Below are 15,715 nucleotides of genomic sequence, written 5' to 3' on the forward strand. Positions count from 1 at the left end.
TATTACGCCAACTCGTAGCGGTAGTCTTCAATAACCGTGTTCGCTAGCAGCTTCTCGCACATGGCTTTCACGCGTGCTTCTGCTTCTGCTTTGTCAGTCGTGCCTAGTTCAAGCTCCAAATATTTCCCAATACGCACTTTCCCAACTTCGTCAAAACCCATGGAATGAAGCGCTCCTTGTACCGCTGTTCCTTGAACATCCAATACGTTCTGCTTAATCGTTACGTAGACCGTTGCTTTCATTTCTTAATCTCCTCCTTGTATGTGCTTGCATCGTTTCAAACCTTGCAATCCCGCTTCCTCACTTACGTTGTCCGGAATCCGAATACCGCAACTTAGCAGTCCCAAAAGACTCTTAACTTTCATTCATTCAACTAAAATGGGAATTTAAGAGCCTCTACAGACCCTTATTTTTCGTAAAACGAGCTTTTTGCCCGATTATCGGACGAGTACGAGCCCCTAAAGACTCTTATTTCATTTAAAATGTGCCAATCCGGTTGAATAGAGCCCCTAGAGACTTCTATTCACCCGTCATAAGTCCGGAGGAACGCATCCAGCTCAATTCTTTAATCGACTAAACGGTGCAAAATCTCTTTGTATCGGTTCGCAGTCTCTTTCACGACAGACGCTGGAAGCTCATCCGGCTCACTGTTTTTGTCCCAACCAGAACCCGCCAAGTACGTACGAACTGGCTCCTTGTCCATGGAATCAATCTCGATATCCAAGGCATATTTATCTTCCGACCAATAACGTGAGGAATCCGGCGTGAAAATTTCATCAATAATAATCAGTTCACCTGCATAAAAGCCGAATTCAAACTTCGTATCTGCTAAAATAATGCCTTTACGCTCACAAATGGAATGAGCCAGCGAATATAGCATAATGCTGCGCTCTTGCAGCGCGTACGTCAGCTCTTCGCCAACTAGCTCAATCATTTGCTCGAGGGAGATGTCCTCGTCGTGACCTACATCATTTTTCGCTGCCGGGGTGAAAATAGGGTCCTGCAGACGTTGGTTCTTGCGCAATCCTTCAGGCAGCTTGCGGCCGTTGATTTCGCCGGTTTTCTCATACTGTCTCCAGCCGTTGCCTGTGATATATCCGCGAACGACGCACTCGATGGAGATGCGTTCCGCTTTTTTCGCCACAATAATACGCTCTTTCAGAAGCTCTCTCGCTTCCGCATCCGGAATAACGTCTTGAAGCAGCTCGACATCCGTGTGAACGATATGATTCTTCATATAACCGCTCGTTATATCAAACCAGTACTTGCTGAGCGCGTTAAGCACATAGCCTTTCTCAGGAACGCCAGGCTTCAAAATGTAATCAAAAGCTGAAATCCGATCCGTAACGACGATCAGGAAGTGTTCGCCCAAATCATACAGCTCACGTACTTTGCCTTTGTGTACAAGAGGCGCTTTTACGAGTTCAACTGCTGAATCAAGGATTTTACCTGTCACAGACAACCCATCCTTTCTCTCCCAAAGTGCCTTCTATTTCAGACCTAAACGGTCAAAGATTGTAGCAACATGTTTCAAATGCCAGCTTGGATCAAAGCAATCCGCAATTTCAGCCGGGCTCAAAGCTTCCGTGATTACCGACGCGCTCTCAACGATTTCGCGGAATGAACGCTGCTCTTCCCAAGCTTGCATCGCTCTAGGCTGAACTGTATCGTAAGCTTGCTCGCGGGAGAAGCCTTTGTCGATCAGCTTCGTCATGACGCGGCCAGAGAAAGGCACATCGTATGTGCTGCGCATATTGCGTTTCATGTTCTCAGGGAACACCGTCAAGTTTTTGATGATGTTGCCCAGACGGTTCAGCATGTAGTTCAGAAGCTGCGTGGCATCCGGCAGGATGATACGCTCAACGGAGGAGTGCGAAATGTCGCGCTCATGCCAAAGCGTCACGTTCTCGTAAGCGGAAACCATATGTCCGCGAATCACACGAGACAGACCGGAAATGCTCTCGCAACCAATCGGATTGCGTTTGTGCGGCATCGCGGAGGAACCTTTTTGACCTTTGGCAAACGGCTCTTCCACCTCGCGGAACTCACTCTTTTGCAGGGCGCGGATTTCAGTCGCGAATTTGTCCAGGGACGTAGCAACGAGCGCCAGAGTAGCCATGTACTCGGCATGACGGTCACGCTGCAGCGTTTGTGTGGAAATCGGAGCTGCTTTCGTGCCGAGCTTCTCGCACACGTATTGCTCTACGAACGGATCGATGTTCGCGTATGTGCCTACTGCGCCAGAGATTTTACCGAATTGTACGCCATCAGCGGCAAAACGGAAACGCTCCAGGTTACGCTTCATTTCCTCGTACCAAAGCGCCATTTTGAGTCCAAACGTTGTCGGCTCTGCATGCACACCATGCGTTCTGCCCATCATGGCTGTATCTTTATGTTCAATCGCTTTATTGCGAAGGATTTCTATGAAGTTCTGAATATCTTTGTCCAAAATCTCGTTGGCTTGTCTCAGCAAGTAACCAAGTGCCGTATCTACAACGTCTGTTGAAGTTAAACCGTAGTGAACCCATTTGCGCTCAGGCCCCAGTGTCTCGGATACCGCTCTTGTGAAAGCAATAACGTCATGACGTGTTTCTTGCTCGATTTCGTAGATGCGGTCGATGTTGAAGCTTGCGTTCTCGCGCAGCACTTTCACATCTTCTTTGGGGATTACGCCTAGCTCAGCCCAAGCCTCGCAGGATAAAATTTCAACTTCGAGCCATGCTTGAAACTTATTTTGCTCAGTCCAAATGCTCGCCATTTCGGGGCGTGTATAACGTTCGATCATTTTGCCGTTCCTCCAATAATTATCATTTACTTACTTTCCCAAATGCGTGTGCGTTCTATCCAAGTCAGTGCTTGCTCTACATCACTTGTTAGCAAATTAATGTGTCCCATCTTGCGTTTCTCTTTTGCTTCCTTTTTCCCGTAGAGATGAACCTTGGCGCTAACGCCTAAGTCCACAGCCTCCAAGAAACCAAGCTGGTCGATCTGGCCGTTAAGCGGTTCGATATGCTCGCCAAGCAGATTCACCATAACCACTGGGGACAAAAGCTCCGTCGAGCCTAACGGCAAGTTGCATATAGCTCGAACATGCTGCTCGAACTGCGACGTACGGCACGCTTCCATCGTGTAATGACCGGAATTGTGCGGACGCGGTGCGAGCTCGTTGACGTATAACTGTCCGTCCTTCGTGAGGAACAGCTCTACGGCGATCAATCCGATCACGCCAAGGGATTCAGCGATTTGCGTTGCCAGCTTCTCGGCCTCTTGCTGCACTTCCGCTGGAATGCGGGCAGGTACGATGGATTGATGCAGGATGTTATGTACATGTATATTTTCCGCTGCAGGGAATGCCTTCACTTCACCGCGAGGGCTTCTGGCTGCAATAACGGATAATTCTTTATCAAAATGAATGAATTGTTCGAGAACGAGCTCTGTTTTGGCCCGGCTAAGCGTTTCGTAGGCTTCCTCTACTTCATCCAAAGAGCGGATGACCCATTGGCCTTTGCCGTCGTAACCGCCGGTTGCCGTCTTGAGCACGCACGGAGTGCCGAACTTGATGACTGCGTCTTTCAGCTCTGCGGCGCTCTTGATTTCCGCATAAGGAGCAACCGGAACGCCAGCAGCCTCAATGGCTCTCTTCTCGCGAAGACGGTGCTGAGTCGTATATAAAAGCTCGCTACCCTGGGGAACATAGGATTCATTCATCAGAATGCTAGTTACGTGAGCATCAACGTTCTCGAATTCGTAAGTGATCACATCGGATAACGCAGCAAGCTTCCGCGCCGCTTCGACATCGTCGAAGTTCGCAAGAATCTGTTCATCTGCGACTTGTCCGCATGGCGCATCCTCTGTGGGATCGAGCGTTACGAAGCGATACCCCATGTTGCGACCGGCCAAGGCCAGCATGCGGCCTAATTGCCCACCGCCCAAGACACCGATCGTGCCGCCGGGCTTGATGACCTTACCACCTGTTGCCTCTGTCATAACAGGTCACTGCTTTCCATCACGGTTTGCGCAATGCGCTCGCGGCGGGCTCTGACCTTCGCTTGCAGCTCAGGCTCGAAAGCGCCTAGGATTTGCGCAGCCAGAAGGCCTGCATTCGTTGCGCCTGCGTGCCCGATCGCCACCGTGGCAACTGGGATGCCGCCCGGCATCTGCACGATCGAAAGCAAGGAATCAAGACCGTTCAGCGTCGATGTTTTGACTGGAACACCAATAACCGGAAGCTCCGTTTTGGCTGCTACCATTCCTGGTAAATGCGCCGCTCCGCCTGCTCCGGCGATAATGACTTGAATGCCGCGGCCTGCTGCTGCGGCTGCATATTCGAACATCAGATCTGGCGTTCTGTGCGCGGAAACCACCTTTTTCTCATAAGGCACTCCGAGCTCTTCCAACATGTCGCATGCGTGCTTCATCGTTTCCCAATCCGACTGGCTTCCCATTATGACACCAACACGTACCGTCATCACTAACCCACTCTCTATTGTATGGTAAATATGGTAAAACCCTTAAACCCAAAAAATGCCCAGAGCTAGAATACATGATTCTATCCGCTGGACAGCAAAAGAACCGAATGCAAAAAGACCATCATCTTCCTATGGTTCCCCTCATTCGCTTCCTCGTAGTCCAAAAATTCATGGTTTTTGGGTAGAAACTTTCAGGCCTTATCCCTGATTTTATACGAGTTGATTCGACATTTTCAATTAGTGCGGCTTCATTTCCCGCTTCCCTAGTTTACTACCAACTAACGTGTCATGTCAATTTCAAAAAACGAACAATTTTCGGGTAAATCTTTTGAATAGTTCGTTTTTGGACCGATTTTTACCATAAAACACCGGTTTGAATCTGGATTCTGTTTTCAACCCTCCCTTCTATGTTAGACATATACGGAAATGGGGTAAAATGGAGAAGGCCATGCTCACATTATTTTCGACAAATCCGAAGAATCTCACAAACTTTTTCGCGCAAATATCGTCTAATTATATAGATGATTTCATAAAGGAGAGAGTTCAAATGAAAAAGACGATGTTCTCAGCAAAAATCGCATTGGCTACAGCCCTGCTAGTCGCTGCAAGTCCAGCTCTTCTCCCGCAGCAGGCAAGCGTGTATGCACAATCGGGTAGCGCTGATTTCAGCGTACAGCTCGCAACGATTAACATTCAGATCGATGATCAACTGCTGAGTGTGCCTGGCGGCAAATCGAAGGATGGCGATACTTATGTCGGCCTCGCTTTTCTTAGCAAGCAGCTAGGCTTGACGACTTCGTGGGATGCAGCGACCAAAACCGTCACCGTCAGCGGGCCTAACAAGATCATGAGCATGCAAAATCAAAGTACGCAGTACGCGCTGAATGGTCACACCTTCTTCGAGCCTTTGCCTCCTGTCATTATCGACGGAACTACCTACCTGCCGCTTCGCCTGCTTCTGGAGCAGATGGGTTACAAGATCGGTTACAACGATGAAAGCCGTGTCGTGAGTATTTCTAAAATCAAAGAAAACGAGCTTACGCTGACGAATAAGTCCGAGTCGCAAACGAAGACCGATAACCGGAGCATCAGCCTGCAGTATCCGCAGATCGAAGGTTGGGCGAATACCGCTGCGAGCGCAAAAATTAATACATTCATCCAAAATGAGATAGCGAAATATCGAGCCGCAGCCATCCAGCAATTAACCGATCTTACCGAGGAGAGCAGCGATTCAGCGCCTGATTTTCCGAATACGTTCGATGTGAATTATCAGATTACTTATAATCAGGACCATAAGCTAAGTCTCTATTTTATTGTTTACACATTCTCTGGCGGTGCACACGGGTTCTATTCCTGGGATGCCCACACGTTCGATCTCGATACAGGGAATGAACTGACGCTTAAACAGGTGACTTCGAATAACACCAACTACAAAACTATTATCAATCAAGAGATAAAGAAGCAGTTGAAAGCGAATGATTATGAGCTTATTGAGCCGTTCGAGTCTATTCGTGACGATCAAGGCTTTTATATAAAAGATGACACCGTTGTCGTTTATTTCGGGCTCTACGAATACGCCCCTTATGCGCTAGGTATTCTCGAATTTCCGATTCCGCTGTCTGCTTTTACAGCGCGTAAATAGACATAGCAAAGCGCCCCAGTGGCTACCCGAAGCTGTGAGAGAGCTTCTTCGTAGCGAGTAGGGGCGCTTTTCTGTTCCTTTATTTTAGCTGCTAGTGATTATGAACTTAACGCAGCTTCATACCGCATGGAGCTTCCGATCACGGCCAGCTCTTTCACCAAACCCAGCTGCTTAAACACATGCAGTGAGCTGTTCACCGTCATGGCATTGATCGTCGGATATTTGACGACTAACGCTTCACAAATCTCTTTGACCGTTGTGTAACTGCCCTGGTCATATAGAAATTCCAATAACGCGTACCTCTGCGGGGTTAGGGGGATGTTTTTGGCGCGCATCCGCTGCAGCGCTTGGTTCAGATCATGCTTTGCCATCATGGAAACCTCCTCTGCGATTTTTCATTGATAGTCTATGATTACGGGCGCACGTGTGCGCTCTTATCGGTTCAAATGCTGCAAATAACCAGAAATGTCCACGTTCAGGCCACTTGCAAGGGCCTCGCCTAGTTTGGCGTCAGCGCGATAGAAATTGCAGATAGCCAGCAGCTTCGATTTCTCATGAACGGAAGAAAGGTCGCCGACCAGATTGGAAATGAAATTCGCCTGCTCCTGCTCGCTGAAGCTGCGGAATGTATCTCCGGCTTGGGCAAAATCATTCGTTTTGGCAATTTTTTGCCGGGTTGCATGGCCTTGAAGCGGCGTGGAGCTATCTCGGTACTCCGGCGCCTCCTTAGGAGCATCTGCATGACGCGTCGGCTCGTAGTTCACGCTGCCGGACCGCGGCTTCATTTGCATAGCTCCGTCGCGCTGATTGTTACGTACCGCAGCATACGGGCAGTTCACCGGAATTTGCAGGTAGTTAGGCCCCAGCCTGTGTCTTTGCGTGTCGGGATAGGAAAACAGACGCCCTTGCAGCAGCTTGTCCTCGGACGGTTCAATTCCTGCTACTAGCACACTCGGTGCGAAGGCAGCTTGCTCAACCTCGGCGAAAAAGTTCTGCGGATTGCGATTCAGCGTCATCGTCCCTACTTTGTGCAGAGGAATGATGTCTTCCGGCCATACTTTCGTCGGATCTAGCGGATCGAAATCGTACGCATCCAGATCCTCCGGCTGGAGCAGTTGTACATGCAGATCCCATTTGGGGAAGTTGCCGCTAGCAATGGCATCATACAAATCTCTCGTGGCATGGCTAAAATCTTCTCCTTGCACGACGGACGCTTCCGCTTTAGACAAATTGCGTACGCCTTGATGCGGCTTCCAATGATACTTCACATACACATAATTGCCAAAGGCGTTAATCCATTTGAAAGCATGAACGCCAAAACCGTTCATCCCCCGGTAGTTAGCCGGTGTGCCATAATCCGAAAAGACCCAGGTCAGCATATGTGTGGACTCCGGTGTGAGCGACATGAAGTCCCAGTAGCGGTCCGGTGTCTGCACATTCGTATCAGGCGCTGGCTTCAGGGAGTGCACCATATCTGGGAACTTCATCGCATCGCGGATAAAGAAGACCGGAAGATTGTTGCCGACCAGATCGTAATTGCCTTCTTCCGTATAAAATTTGACCGCGAAGCCCCGCGGATCACGCGCCGTTTCCGGTGAACTCTGCCCGTGAATAACGGTCGAAAAGCGAACGAATACCGGTGTTTCTTTGCCTTCTTCACCGAGGAACGCCGCTTTGGTGTAACGGTTCATCTCTTGCTCAACCTTAAACGTGCCGAAAGCTCCCGCTCCGCGCGCATGTACGACACGCTCCGGAATGCGCTCCCGGTCAAAATGCGCAATTTTCTCAAGTAGATGGTAGTCCTCCAGAAGCGTAGGTCCGTGCTGGCCCGCTGTTCTGGAGTTCTGGTTGTCGCCTATCGGTGCGCCCTGATTGGTCGTTAAGTAATTGTGGTTCTTACTCATGTACAACTCCTCCTCACAGTGAGAATAATTTCTATTTTATAATAATTATAATATAGTATTTATTTTATTTTAAATGATAATGATTGTCAACGAATCTTTGAGCCGCACCTTTACGCCCGTCCTTGCCCGCTTCTGTCTGTTAAATTGCAGGTGAAACTACCGTTATTTCGAAACAATTTCGAGGATTCGGTAGGTTTACATGGAATTTCTCCCGTTAATATAAAAAAGCCGTTAAACCCAATCGCACATGCGATCGAATCTATCGGCTTTCACATCTATTCCTGCGTCAATCCAGCAAGTTGCGGGCCAAACACCTTCGTTTTGTGCTGCTTTATCCTTCCTCGACGACAAAACCACCGTAAGTCACTTCCCTGAATCTTTCCTTCCAAGGAGAAACAGCTTGCAGATTCTCATAAATCTCCTCCGCTTTTTGAACACACACCGACTGTACCACTCGTCCATACTCCAGGCATCCAGAGTCCGTGATCATTTGAATAAACGCTTCCTTCTCTTGCAGAAGAACATCCGACGAAATTTTCCCCTCATAGTATTCCTTCAATGGTGTAAACGTTTCGTCCTCGACGGATAGCAAATACAAGATAGGTAACGTCAGCTTCTTGCCGTACAAATCATTCTTTACATCAATGCGAACGATGTCGCGTAAATCATTCTGAATTTGATGAATAAGCCCGATGCAATCGGCCAACTCATGAAGCTGCTCGATTGTCTCCCGCGGGGAATCTACCGTCATATATCCCATAAAACACGCCAAGCGGAACAGAGAGCCGGATTTCTCCTGCGTCATCACCAGATAATTGTCAACCGTCACAGCCGCATTCACTACATCCTTGTGCTGGCCGTTAATCGAACGAGCGATGATCCTCGTGACCTCCACCAACCATTCCGACTTAACCTGCAGATGCCCCAACTCTCCAACGAATCCCATTAACAGCGCCAGAACTGCATTCAAAGCCTCCGCTTGCGAGCATTGCATCCACGGTTTATCTTCCTGATCCTGATCTTGCAGATCGTCCACAATGTCCAGGATTAAGTTGGCCAACTCGGCGAGTGCCGCGTAGCGGTCAATATCCGGTGAATCCCCACTGAGCATATAATGCGTGCAAAGCGTAACCTTCGCCCAAGCCCCATTCTCTTTCTCTTTATCCGCAATAAAGGACTTCAAAAGCTCATTTAAGCCCTTCACCTCAATGTACTCGTCCACCAATCGAATCATATGTTCTTTCACGCTTTGCCTCATGCTCCATTCGCCTCGCTTCTGTCTCTTATGTTAAAGAATGGAAAATTCAGTAAAACTGCAGAGAAGACCGGTAAAGGCATTATGCCTTACCGGTCTTCCATCAATCATTCACATGTCCTATATGTACATAGTAGAATACATTTTCTTTTGGTGTCAATGAGGACTACCCGCTAAGCCGCTCCTCATTTAGATAAGCACCGTAAGTAACTTCTCTTAACTTCAACTTCCAGTGAGAGAGCGCTGGCAGCTTCTCGTAAATCTCTTCCGCTTTTTGCAAACAAATGGACTGAACAACACGAGAGTACTCCATACAACCGGAGTTCACGATCATTGACATGAAGGCTTCTTTATCATGCAAAAGGACCTCTTTCGTAATTTTACCCTCATAATAATTCTGCAAAGAACGGAAAGCTTCATCTTCTATAGCGAGCAGATACAGAATAGGCAGTGTTCGCTTCATTTTATACAAATCATTCTTCACATCATATCTGATCAGATCTCGCATATCATTTTGAATCTGATGAATGAGTCCAATACAATCGGCAAGATCGTTCATCTGCTCAATCGTCTCCTGTGAACAATCCAGCGTCATATGCCCCATGAAGCAAGCTAATCGGAACAGAGATCCTGACTTTTCTTGAGTCATTAGCAAATAGTCATCAGCCGATGTTGCAGCATTCATCACGTCTTTGTACTGCCCTTTAACCGATCGAGTAATGATCTGCGTAATTTCTATTAACAATTTTTCATTAATCTGCATATGTCCTAATTCACCGACAAAACCTAAAAGCATAACAAAGATTGTGTGTAAGCTATCAGCTTGCGAGCATTGCATCCATGGCTTACCATCTTGGTCCTGGTCTTGTATATCATCAATAATGTCAGAGATTAAGACGATAAGCTCCGTCATAGCCGCATATCGCTGAATATCAGGTGATGATCCTCCAAACATGTAGTGGGTGTAAAGTGTAATTTCCCCCCATGTTCTATTTTCTTTCACCTTACTAATAATGAATGACTTGAACAATTTGTTTAAATCATCAGCACGAATATAGTCATCCACAACCCGGTACAAATGCTCCTGAATATTACTTTCCAATCTACCTCCACCTTGCCTTTATGCATAATATTTACTTTTGATAAACTTTTCCATCGCTTCCGTCCTAGATTTAACGCCTAACTTATCATAGATTTTCCTTAAATAGTTATCGACTGTTCGTTTGCTCATATAAATTTGTTCCGCTATTTGTTCGTGGGTGGCTCCCTTGACCAACATACTTAACATATGAACCTCTTCATCAATGAGCATAAAACTTTCCTGATCATGCTGATGCACTTCCAATAGCTGCATCTGGTGGAAATACGCTATAGGCATCATCGTCTGACCTTCCAAAATGCAATTAACCATGTTAACTATCGTGCGTTCACTTGACTCTTTGGATAAGACACCACTTACTTTAATCTCAATTAATCTATTAAAAATGCCTTTTAGTTCAACCCCGGTAAAAATAACAATATGTATGTGTGGATATCTGCACTTAATGGCTGCTGCGACTTCTGTACCTGTTTGGTCAGGAAGCTGATAATCAAGAAAAACAAGACCAGGTCGATACGTTTCTATTTGCTCCAAACATTGTTTAGCATCACTCGCAACACCAACAACCTCAATACGATCTATTTGTTCTAACAATGCTTTTGTTGCCCGTGCAAATAGTGGGTGATCATCTACTACTATTGTTTTGACAACCTCACTCATGCAGGAATGACCTCCCCAATCGGAATCCTTATCTTAAATGTCGTACCGATTCCTTTACCTGTCGTTATATCCACATGGCCCCCCATATGCATGATTCTGCTTTTCATTTGTTCGATTCCCATGCCAGAAGCGCCGATCTCTTTCTGAATTTCTGCCCGATACCCACTGAAGCCAACACCATCATCCTCATAGTTTATGTAAAAATAATGTTGGTCTTCTTCGATTGTAAATAATACCTTGCCCGCTTGGGAATGTTTTTTTGCATTATTTAGCAATTCTTGCACGATTCTAAAAATATGCCGCTTTGTTGGTAAATCTTTATCTTCAATGACTGAAACGGAGCCTATTTCTACAGAAAGCAGGAATGGCGTTGTATAAGACTCCTTATCGACATACATTTTCAGAGTCTGAATCAAACCTATCTCTTTTAGCAAATGGGGATTCAGTTCAAAACAACTCTGGCGCAAACTCGCATTAATCATATCGACAAAATTATTCATACTATGAAGTTGTTCCTGATCTGACTTATCCAAATTGCCTTTTTCGGCAATGGCGGATATTCTTCTTTTGAGGAAAAAGAGATCCTGCATCGTCGTATCGTGCAAATCCGTCGCAATCCTCATCCGTTCTTCTTCCTGCAAATCAAACATAAGCTTGCGAAACCATTGAATATCATGCGCATTTGTTTCATGAGGAAGCTGAGCTGCAAACTGTTGAAGGTTTAACGTAAGCTTACGAATTAAGTGCACATTTTCCAAACTGACTTCCAGATAGGAGGTAATGAGTTGAAGCCACTGCTTCTCTTCCCTTGAAAGATACGTGTTTGTTTTCTTCCGCGTCACAACAAGGTAACTGGAATATGATTCGTGATTGTTCATCTCAATGCTTGTATAGTTGGAGGCGACCATTAAAGTATTCATATCAACATGCCGCCGAATTTCTTCACTATCTACTTCCCCTTCATAAATAATTTCCACTTCATTTTTATACTGAAAAACAATGGCTCCGCCAGTGACCTGCAAGGTACTAACAATATCTACAAGCACCATATCTTTTAATTCTCGAAAGCTTGAAATTGTACCCAAATTTTTAGAGATTTTCTTCAAAGCGCTCTGTAGAATATGCTTCCTTGGAAATAGAAAAGGTTCTAGTTTGGTAGTCCAATACTCTGCGGCATACAAGGCTAATGTTATTAAAAACATAGAACCGCCAAATATGTATAACACTTGTTTTTCGTCCGTTATCTCAGTAAATAGTGAGACATATAATCCTGTAAAAAGTGTAACAGGAATAATGGCTAGCAGACCGGCAAACATGATACGCCTGATCACGAGTCCAAAATCGTATAACTGATTAGAAGCTATTAAATACGCAAATGAAATAGGGAAAATTAGTAGAATCCAATTGGTATATATGGCATTTAAAATTTGTTTTCCAATTAATATTTGCGGTAAAAATGAAAAACAGATAACAGGCAAAAAAGAAACAATCCATGATAGCCATACACTTTTAACTATGCTTGATAAATAAGATTGCTGTTTCCTGACTTTAATAAGTTGGTTAGTTAACAGATACAAATTTAGAAAGAAACCAAGAACAAAGAACAATAGCGTGAATGGGCCACTATAATTGTAAGCATCATAGGATAATGAAGGAATAAAATAAGCAACTTTCATGAAAAATGCAACAATAATAATTCCGTATAAATATTTTAATATCTTTGTGGATAGATCCAATCCGCCCTTTTCTTTAAAGAAAACAATTAAAAATTGCAAAAACACTACTGGCATTAACATCATAAAAGTAGTGATTAATAGTTTACCAATTACATCGCCTCTAATTGAGGCTCCCAGGCTCATAAAAATGATTGAACCGCAAAGAAACACAACCGCTAACAGTCTTGCTGATTTTGAGAATGACATCTTGGTAAGTAGAACAAAAACCATACTTAAACAGATAATTTCCTCAATTAATGGGAGGATCTCATAAAATATATTACTTTCCGTATATAACTCTACTTCATGTTTATTGCCGTTTCTTATTACTACAAGCTCTCGGGCTTGCTCAATTGTGTGCCATTTTCGTATTTGATAAAAATCCCCCGGTGATTCTCCATCGACGCTTAGAATAATATCACCTTTCCGTAGATCCTTCTTAACGGCAGATCCTTCTGGCACCAAATCTTTGATCACCCATTGATTCTGCTGATTAAAGTTAACCTCAATACCTGTATACGGATGAAGAAAAATAATTGTCCAGCACCAGATTTGCATTGTCAGATAGATAATACTGGAGCCTATTAAAATGCTTTTTTTCACTTTATTCACTCCAAAGTTTCATTATTTTGCTATAATACTCATGTAAATGGATTTGATTATAAAAAAAGGAGGGGCAGATGTATGATAAGTATCCAGTTAAACACAAAACTTCAAGAAATCATTCACACAATGAAGCAAACCGATTTTAAGGGGACATGGAATCTTAGCAGTATTCAGTTATCCTCACATGAAGCTTTTGCAATTGAAAAAAATTTAGTGCAACCACGATCATCCAAGAATATATCCATTCAGGACCATTGGACTTAATCTTTCAACCTTATTTTACCAAAATCAAAAAGGATTGTATAACCGGCTTTTAGCTGTTGTACAATCTTTTTTGCATTTCCTTGCACATATTTTACACTTTCGCGCAAAAAGTTTGCATACAATCCCTCATCTTTTGCGGTGTGAAGTCGTGAAACAAATACTATGATAATTAGTATAAATATGGAAATTAATAAGTTGTCCTATTCGGAGATGAGAGGAGATATAGGGATGAGAGATCAAACAATGAATCGATGGAGTACTTATGACCCCTTTTATATCAAACTCGCCGATAAAAAAGTCGTCGACATCATCATCACCCACCATGCGCATAGCCGATATCGCACTCGTCTAGGTAACGAATCGACACAACTCGATGAAATTTATGCGTTTCTGTGGGACAAGTTAAAGTGCGGCAGCGTCGCTTCTTATTACAGGAACGAGGAAGATGTCTATGTGATCGATGATGATTTGCTTTTTGTTGCACAATTCGTTGTCTCTGAGACGGAGACGGATCTGCTAGGCGGCCCTTTACATAAAATGATCGTGATTACCTTCCTCGGGAAAATGAGTGAAAATATAGAGCTGCGTGATCTACGAAGTTACTACACATGGCTGCGGCATACCCGCAGGATGACGTTAATTAAAAATAGAAGAAAACGATGAGAACATGAAAGAGGTATTAAGATGCACTTACACTCACTGAGCCTTGATGGTTTAATTAAGGCTTATTTGGAAGCGATAGAATTAGAGCTTGAGGAAGAATTCATAGATCTTCTCTTGAATGAATTGTTAAGGCGAGAAATCCTACTTGATGGACTTACCGATATAGATAAAGATAATGTTAAAAGGAACTAGAGTCCGCTATTTTAGCAAATATCGCATAAATCACTGTACAGTCGGAACTACAGTCCCTTATTCCCTCAAATTCAACCTCACTTTGCCCAATCTCGCTTATATAGCGGATCATAGTTCCCCTTGGCGTCCAAACAACTCTAAATTGCAAAAATAAAGGACCACAGTTCCCCTATCCACGGCTCACCATACAAAAAAGACTACCAAAAAGGCCTGCCAGCCCCTTCGATAGCCCTCTCATTTAACCACAACTACGACGTCCCGAACGTCACACCCAACTCACGAAGCCGCTTGCGATACGCAATACTTAATCGGTCGGTGTTCAAATGCAGCTCCGCCTGGAGATCTAGCGGAAGCAGTTCCGGCTTCTGATTTTCGACCATTTCACGATCCTGCTCGATCAGCAGATCCTGGAACTGGATGAACATCTCATCCGGCTCCTCATACGCATAGTTCCGCTGCTTAAGCATGAAAGCTTGGCTGCGCTGCTCGGATTCCGGCAGCACCATGAGGAACAAACGGAAGATATGATCCGTATCTCGATCTCTTTTGGTAAAAGCAACACTAAGCGGGCCATACACTTCGTACACGTAACGGCTATGTACCCCACGCCCCGTTCCATCGGGATCGGGCTGGTAGACGACGATTTCCTCCGAGGTGAGGACACCGTCTTCTTCATACACCTGATAATCGCCAATTTCAGCAAAATCACTATCGCCCAGCAGGCCCTCATGAACAAACATGAGGTGGGATACGTCGAGGAAATTCTCGATAATACGAGGTCCTGCCGCTTGCAGGGTATACGGCCCCATCCATACTTCTTTGAAGCCTTCCGGGATGTAGGCGCAGATTCTCGGCAACGGGCCTGCTGGCGTCCCCAAGCATACCCAGACAAATCCGTTCGCTTCGATACATGCGTAGACGAAGGCTTTCGCTTTCGAGGGAATAGCCCGATTGGCAGGCAGTGAAGGAATACGCGTACACGTCCCGCAGCCGTTATAAGACCAGCCGTGATAGGCGCAGACGAGCTCATTTTCCTTCACTTTGCCGAGCGAGAGCGGCACGCCCCGATGAATGCACAAGTCTTTGAAGGCGTGAACACCGTCAGAGGTGCGGAAAACGGCCACTTTCTCCCCCAGTACAACAACAGGAGCCGGTCGATCCGTCAGCGCCGACGACAACAATACCGGATGCCATTCATCAAGAAGAGTCCTATCTTGTATCGTCATCGTCCCACACACAACCTTTC

General features: G+C 45.3%; 15 protein-coding genes and 1 riboswitch. Of the genes, 3 read left to right on the plus strand and 12 right to left on the minus strand.

The genetic code is table 11. The features are described 5' to 3' along the window. Positions 1–2: 2 nt before the first annotated feature. From purS to purE, 5 genes are all read right to left on the minus strand, one after another. Entirely contained in the window at positions 3–242 is a 240-nt protein-coding gene (gene purS / locus AC58UW_RS28285) for a phosphoribosylformylglycinamidine synthase subunit PurS (RefSeq protein WP_145668805.1), read from the minus strand. A 323-nt stretch (positions 243–565) separates the two neighbouring features. Further along, a complete protein-coding gene (locus AC58UW_RS28290) occupies positions 566–1,456 on the minus strand; it encodes a phosphoribosylaminoimidazolesuccinocarboxamide synthase (protein ID WP_497423900.1) in 891 nt (296 codons plus the stop codon). Between the two features lie 33 nt (positions 1,457–1,489). Further along, positions 1,490–2,785 (minus strand): adenylosuccinate lyase, encoded by a 1,296-nt coding sequence (purB, locus tag AC58UW_RS28295; RefSeq protein WP_145668810.1) that lies wholly within the window; start codon positions 2,783–2,785, stop codon positions 1,490–1,492. 26 nt (positions 2,786–2,811) lie between these two features. After that, positions 2,812–3,987, minus strand: a complete 1,176-nt coding sequence (gene purK / locus AC58UW_RS28300; protein WP_497423901.1) for a 5-(carboxyamino)imidazole ribonucleotide synthase — start codon at positions 3,985–3,987, stop codon at positions 2,812–2,814. After that, positions 3,984–4,469, minus strand: a complete 486-nt coding sequence (purE, locus tag AC58UW_RS28305; protein WP_127455578.1) for a 5-(carboxyamino)imidazole ribonucleotide mutase — start codon at positions 4,467–4,469, stop codon at positions 3,984–3,986. The genes purK and purE overlap by 4 nt, the downstream gene beginning before the upstream one ends. 136 nt (positions 4,470–4,605) lie before the next feature. Continuing rightward, positions 4,606–4,707: riboswitch (purine riboswitch) on the minus strand. Positions 4,708–5,016: 309 nt separating this feature from the next. Here purE and AC58UW_RS28310 point away from each other — a divergent pair. Continuing rightward, positions 5,017–6,111 carry a stalk domain-containing protein gene (locus tag AC58UW_RS28310; protein ID WP_497423902.1) on the plus strand — a complete coding sequence of 365 codons (1,095 nt, stop codon included), beginning with the start codon at positions 5,017–5,019 and terminating at the stop codon, positions 6,109–6,111. A gap of 98 nt (positions 6,112–6,209) precedes the next feature. Here AC58UW_RS28310 and AC58UW_RS28315 read toward each other — a convergent pair whose 3' ends face one another. The 6 genes from AC58UW_RS28315 to AC58UW_RS28340 all read right to left on the minus strand — a co-directional run bounded on the left by AC58UW_RS28315 (position 6,210) and on the right by AC58UW_RS28340 (position 13,347). Further along, positions 6,210–6,482 carry a Fur family transcriptional regulator gene (locus AC58UW_RS28315; RefSeq protein WP_497423903.1) on the minus strand — a complete coding sequence of 91 codons (273 nt, stop codon included), beginning with the start codon at positions 6,480–6,482 and terminating at the stop codon, positions 6,210–6,212. 63 nt (positions 6,483–6,545) lie between these two features. Then, on the minus strand, positions 6,546–8,015 hold the full coding sequence (locus AC58UW_RS28320) for a catalase (protein ID WP_497423904.1): 1,470 nt from the start codon (positions 8,013–8,015) through the stop codon (positions 6,546–6,548). Between the two features lie 331 nt (positions 8,016–8,346). Next, positions 8,347–9,261 carry a polyprenyl synthetase family protein gene (locus tag AC58UW_RS28325; RefSeq protein WP_497423905.1) on the minus strand — a complete coding sequence of 305 codons (915 nt, stop codon included), beginning with the start codon at positions 9,259–9,261 and terminating at the stop codon, positions 8,347–8,349. 175 nt (positions 9,262–9,436) lie between these two features. Further along, complete coding sequence (locus AC58UW_RS28330; RefSeq protein ID WP_497423906.1) at positions 9,437–10,372, minus strand: polyprenyl synthetase family protein; 936 nt, start codon at positions 10,370–10,372, stop codon at positions 9,437–9,439. An 18-nt stretch (positions 10,373–10,390) separates the two neighbouring features. After that, positions 10,391–11,029, minus strand: coding sequence for a response regulator (locus AC58UW_RS28335; RefSeq protein ID WP_497423907.1), 639 nt, complete (start codon positions 11,027–11,029; stop codon positions 10,391–10,393). Beyond that, positions 11,026–13,347, minus strand: coding sequence for an ATP-binding protein (locus AC58UW_RS28340; RefSeq protein WP_497423908.1), 2,322 nt, complete (start codon positions 13,345–13,347; stop codon positions 11,026–11,028). Before AC58UW_RS28340 ends, AC58UW_RS28335 begins: the two co-directional genes overlap by 4 nt. 495 nt (positions 13,348–13,842) lie before the next feature. Here AC58UW_RS28340 and AC58UW_RS28345 point away from each other — a divergent pair, with 495 nt between their 5' ends. Next, positions 13,843–14,277, plus strand: coding sequence for a hypothetical protein (locus AC58UW_RS28345; RefSeq protein ID WP_497423909.1), 435 nt, complete (start codon positions 13,843–13,845; stop codon positions 14,275–14,277). Positions 14,278–14,298: 21 nt separating this feature from the next. Beyond that, positions 14,299–14,469, plus strand: a complete 171-nt coding sequence (gene sda, locus AC58UW_RS28350; protein WP_497423910.1) for a sporulation histidine kinase inhibitor Sda — start codon at positions 14,299–14,301, stop codon at positions 14,467–14,469. A gap of 248 nt (positions 14,470–14,717) precedes the next feature. On the opposite strand, the gene AC58UW_RS28355 is transcribed toward sda, so the two are convergent. Then, the gene (locus AC58UW_RS28355; protein ID WP_497423911.1) at positions 14,718–15,707 is read right to left on the minus strand and encodes a Rieske 2Fe-2S domain-containing protein; all 990 of its coding nucleotides are present in this window, start codon (positions 15,705–15,707) and stop codon (positions 14,718–14,720) included. Positions 15,708–15,715 lie beyond the last annotated feature (8 nt).

Source organism: Paenibacillus sp. J22R160, from assembly GCF_059692135.1.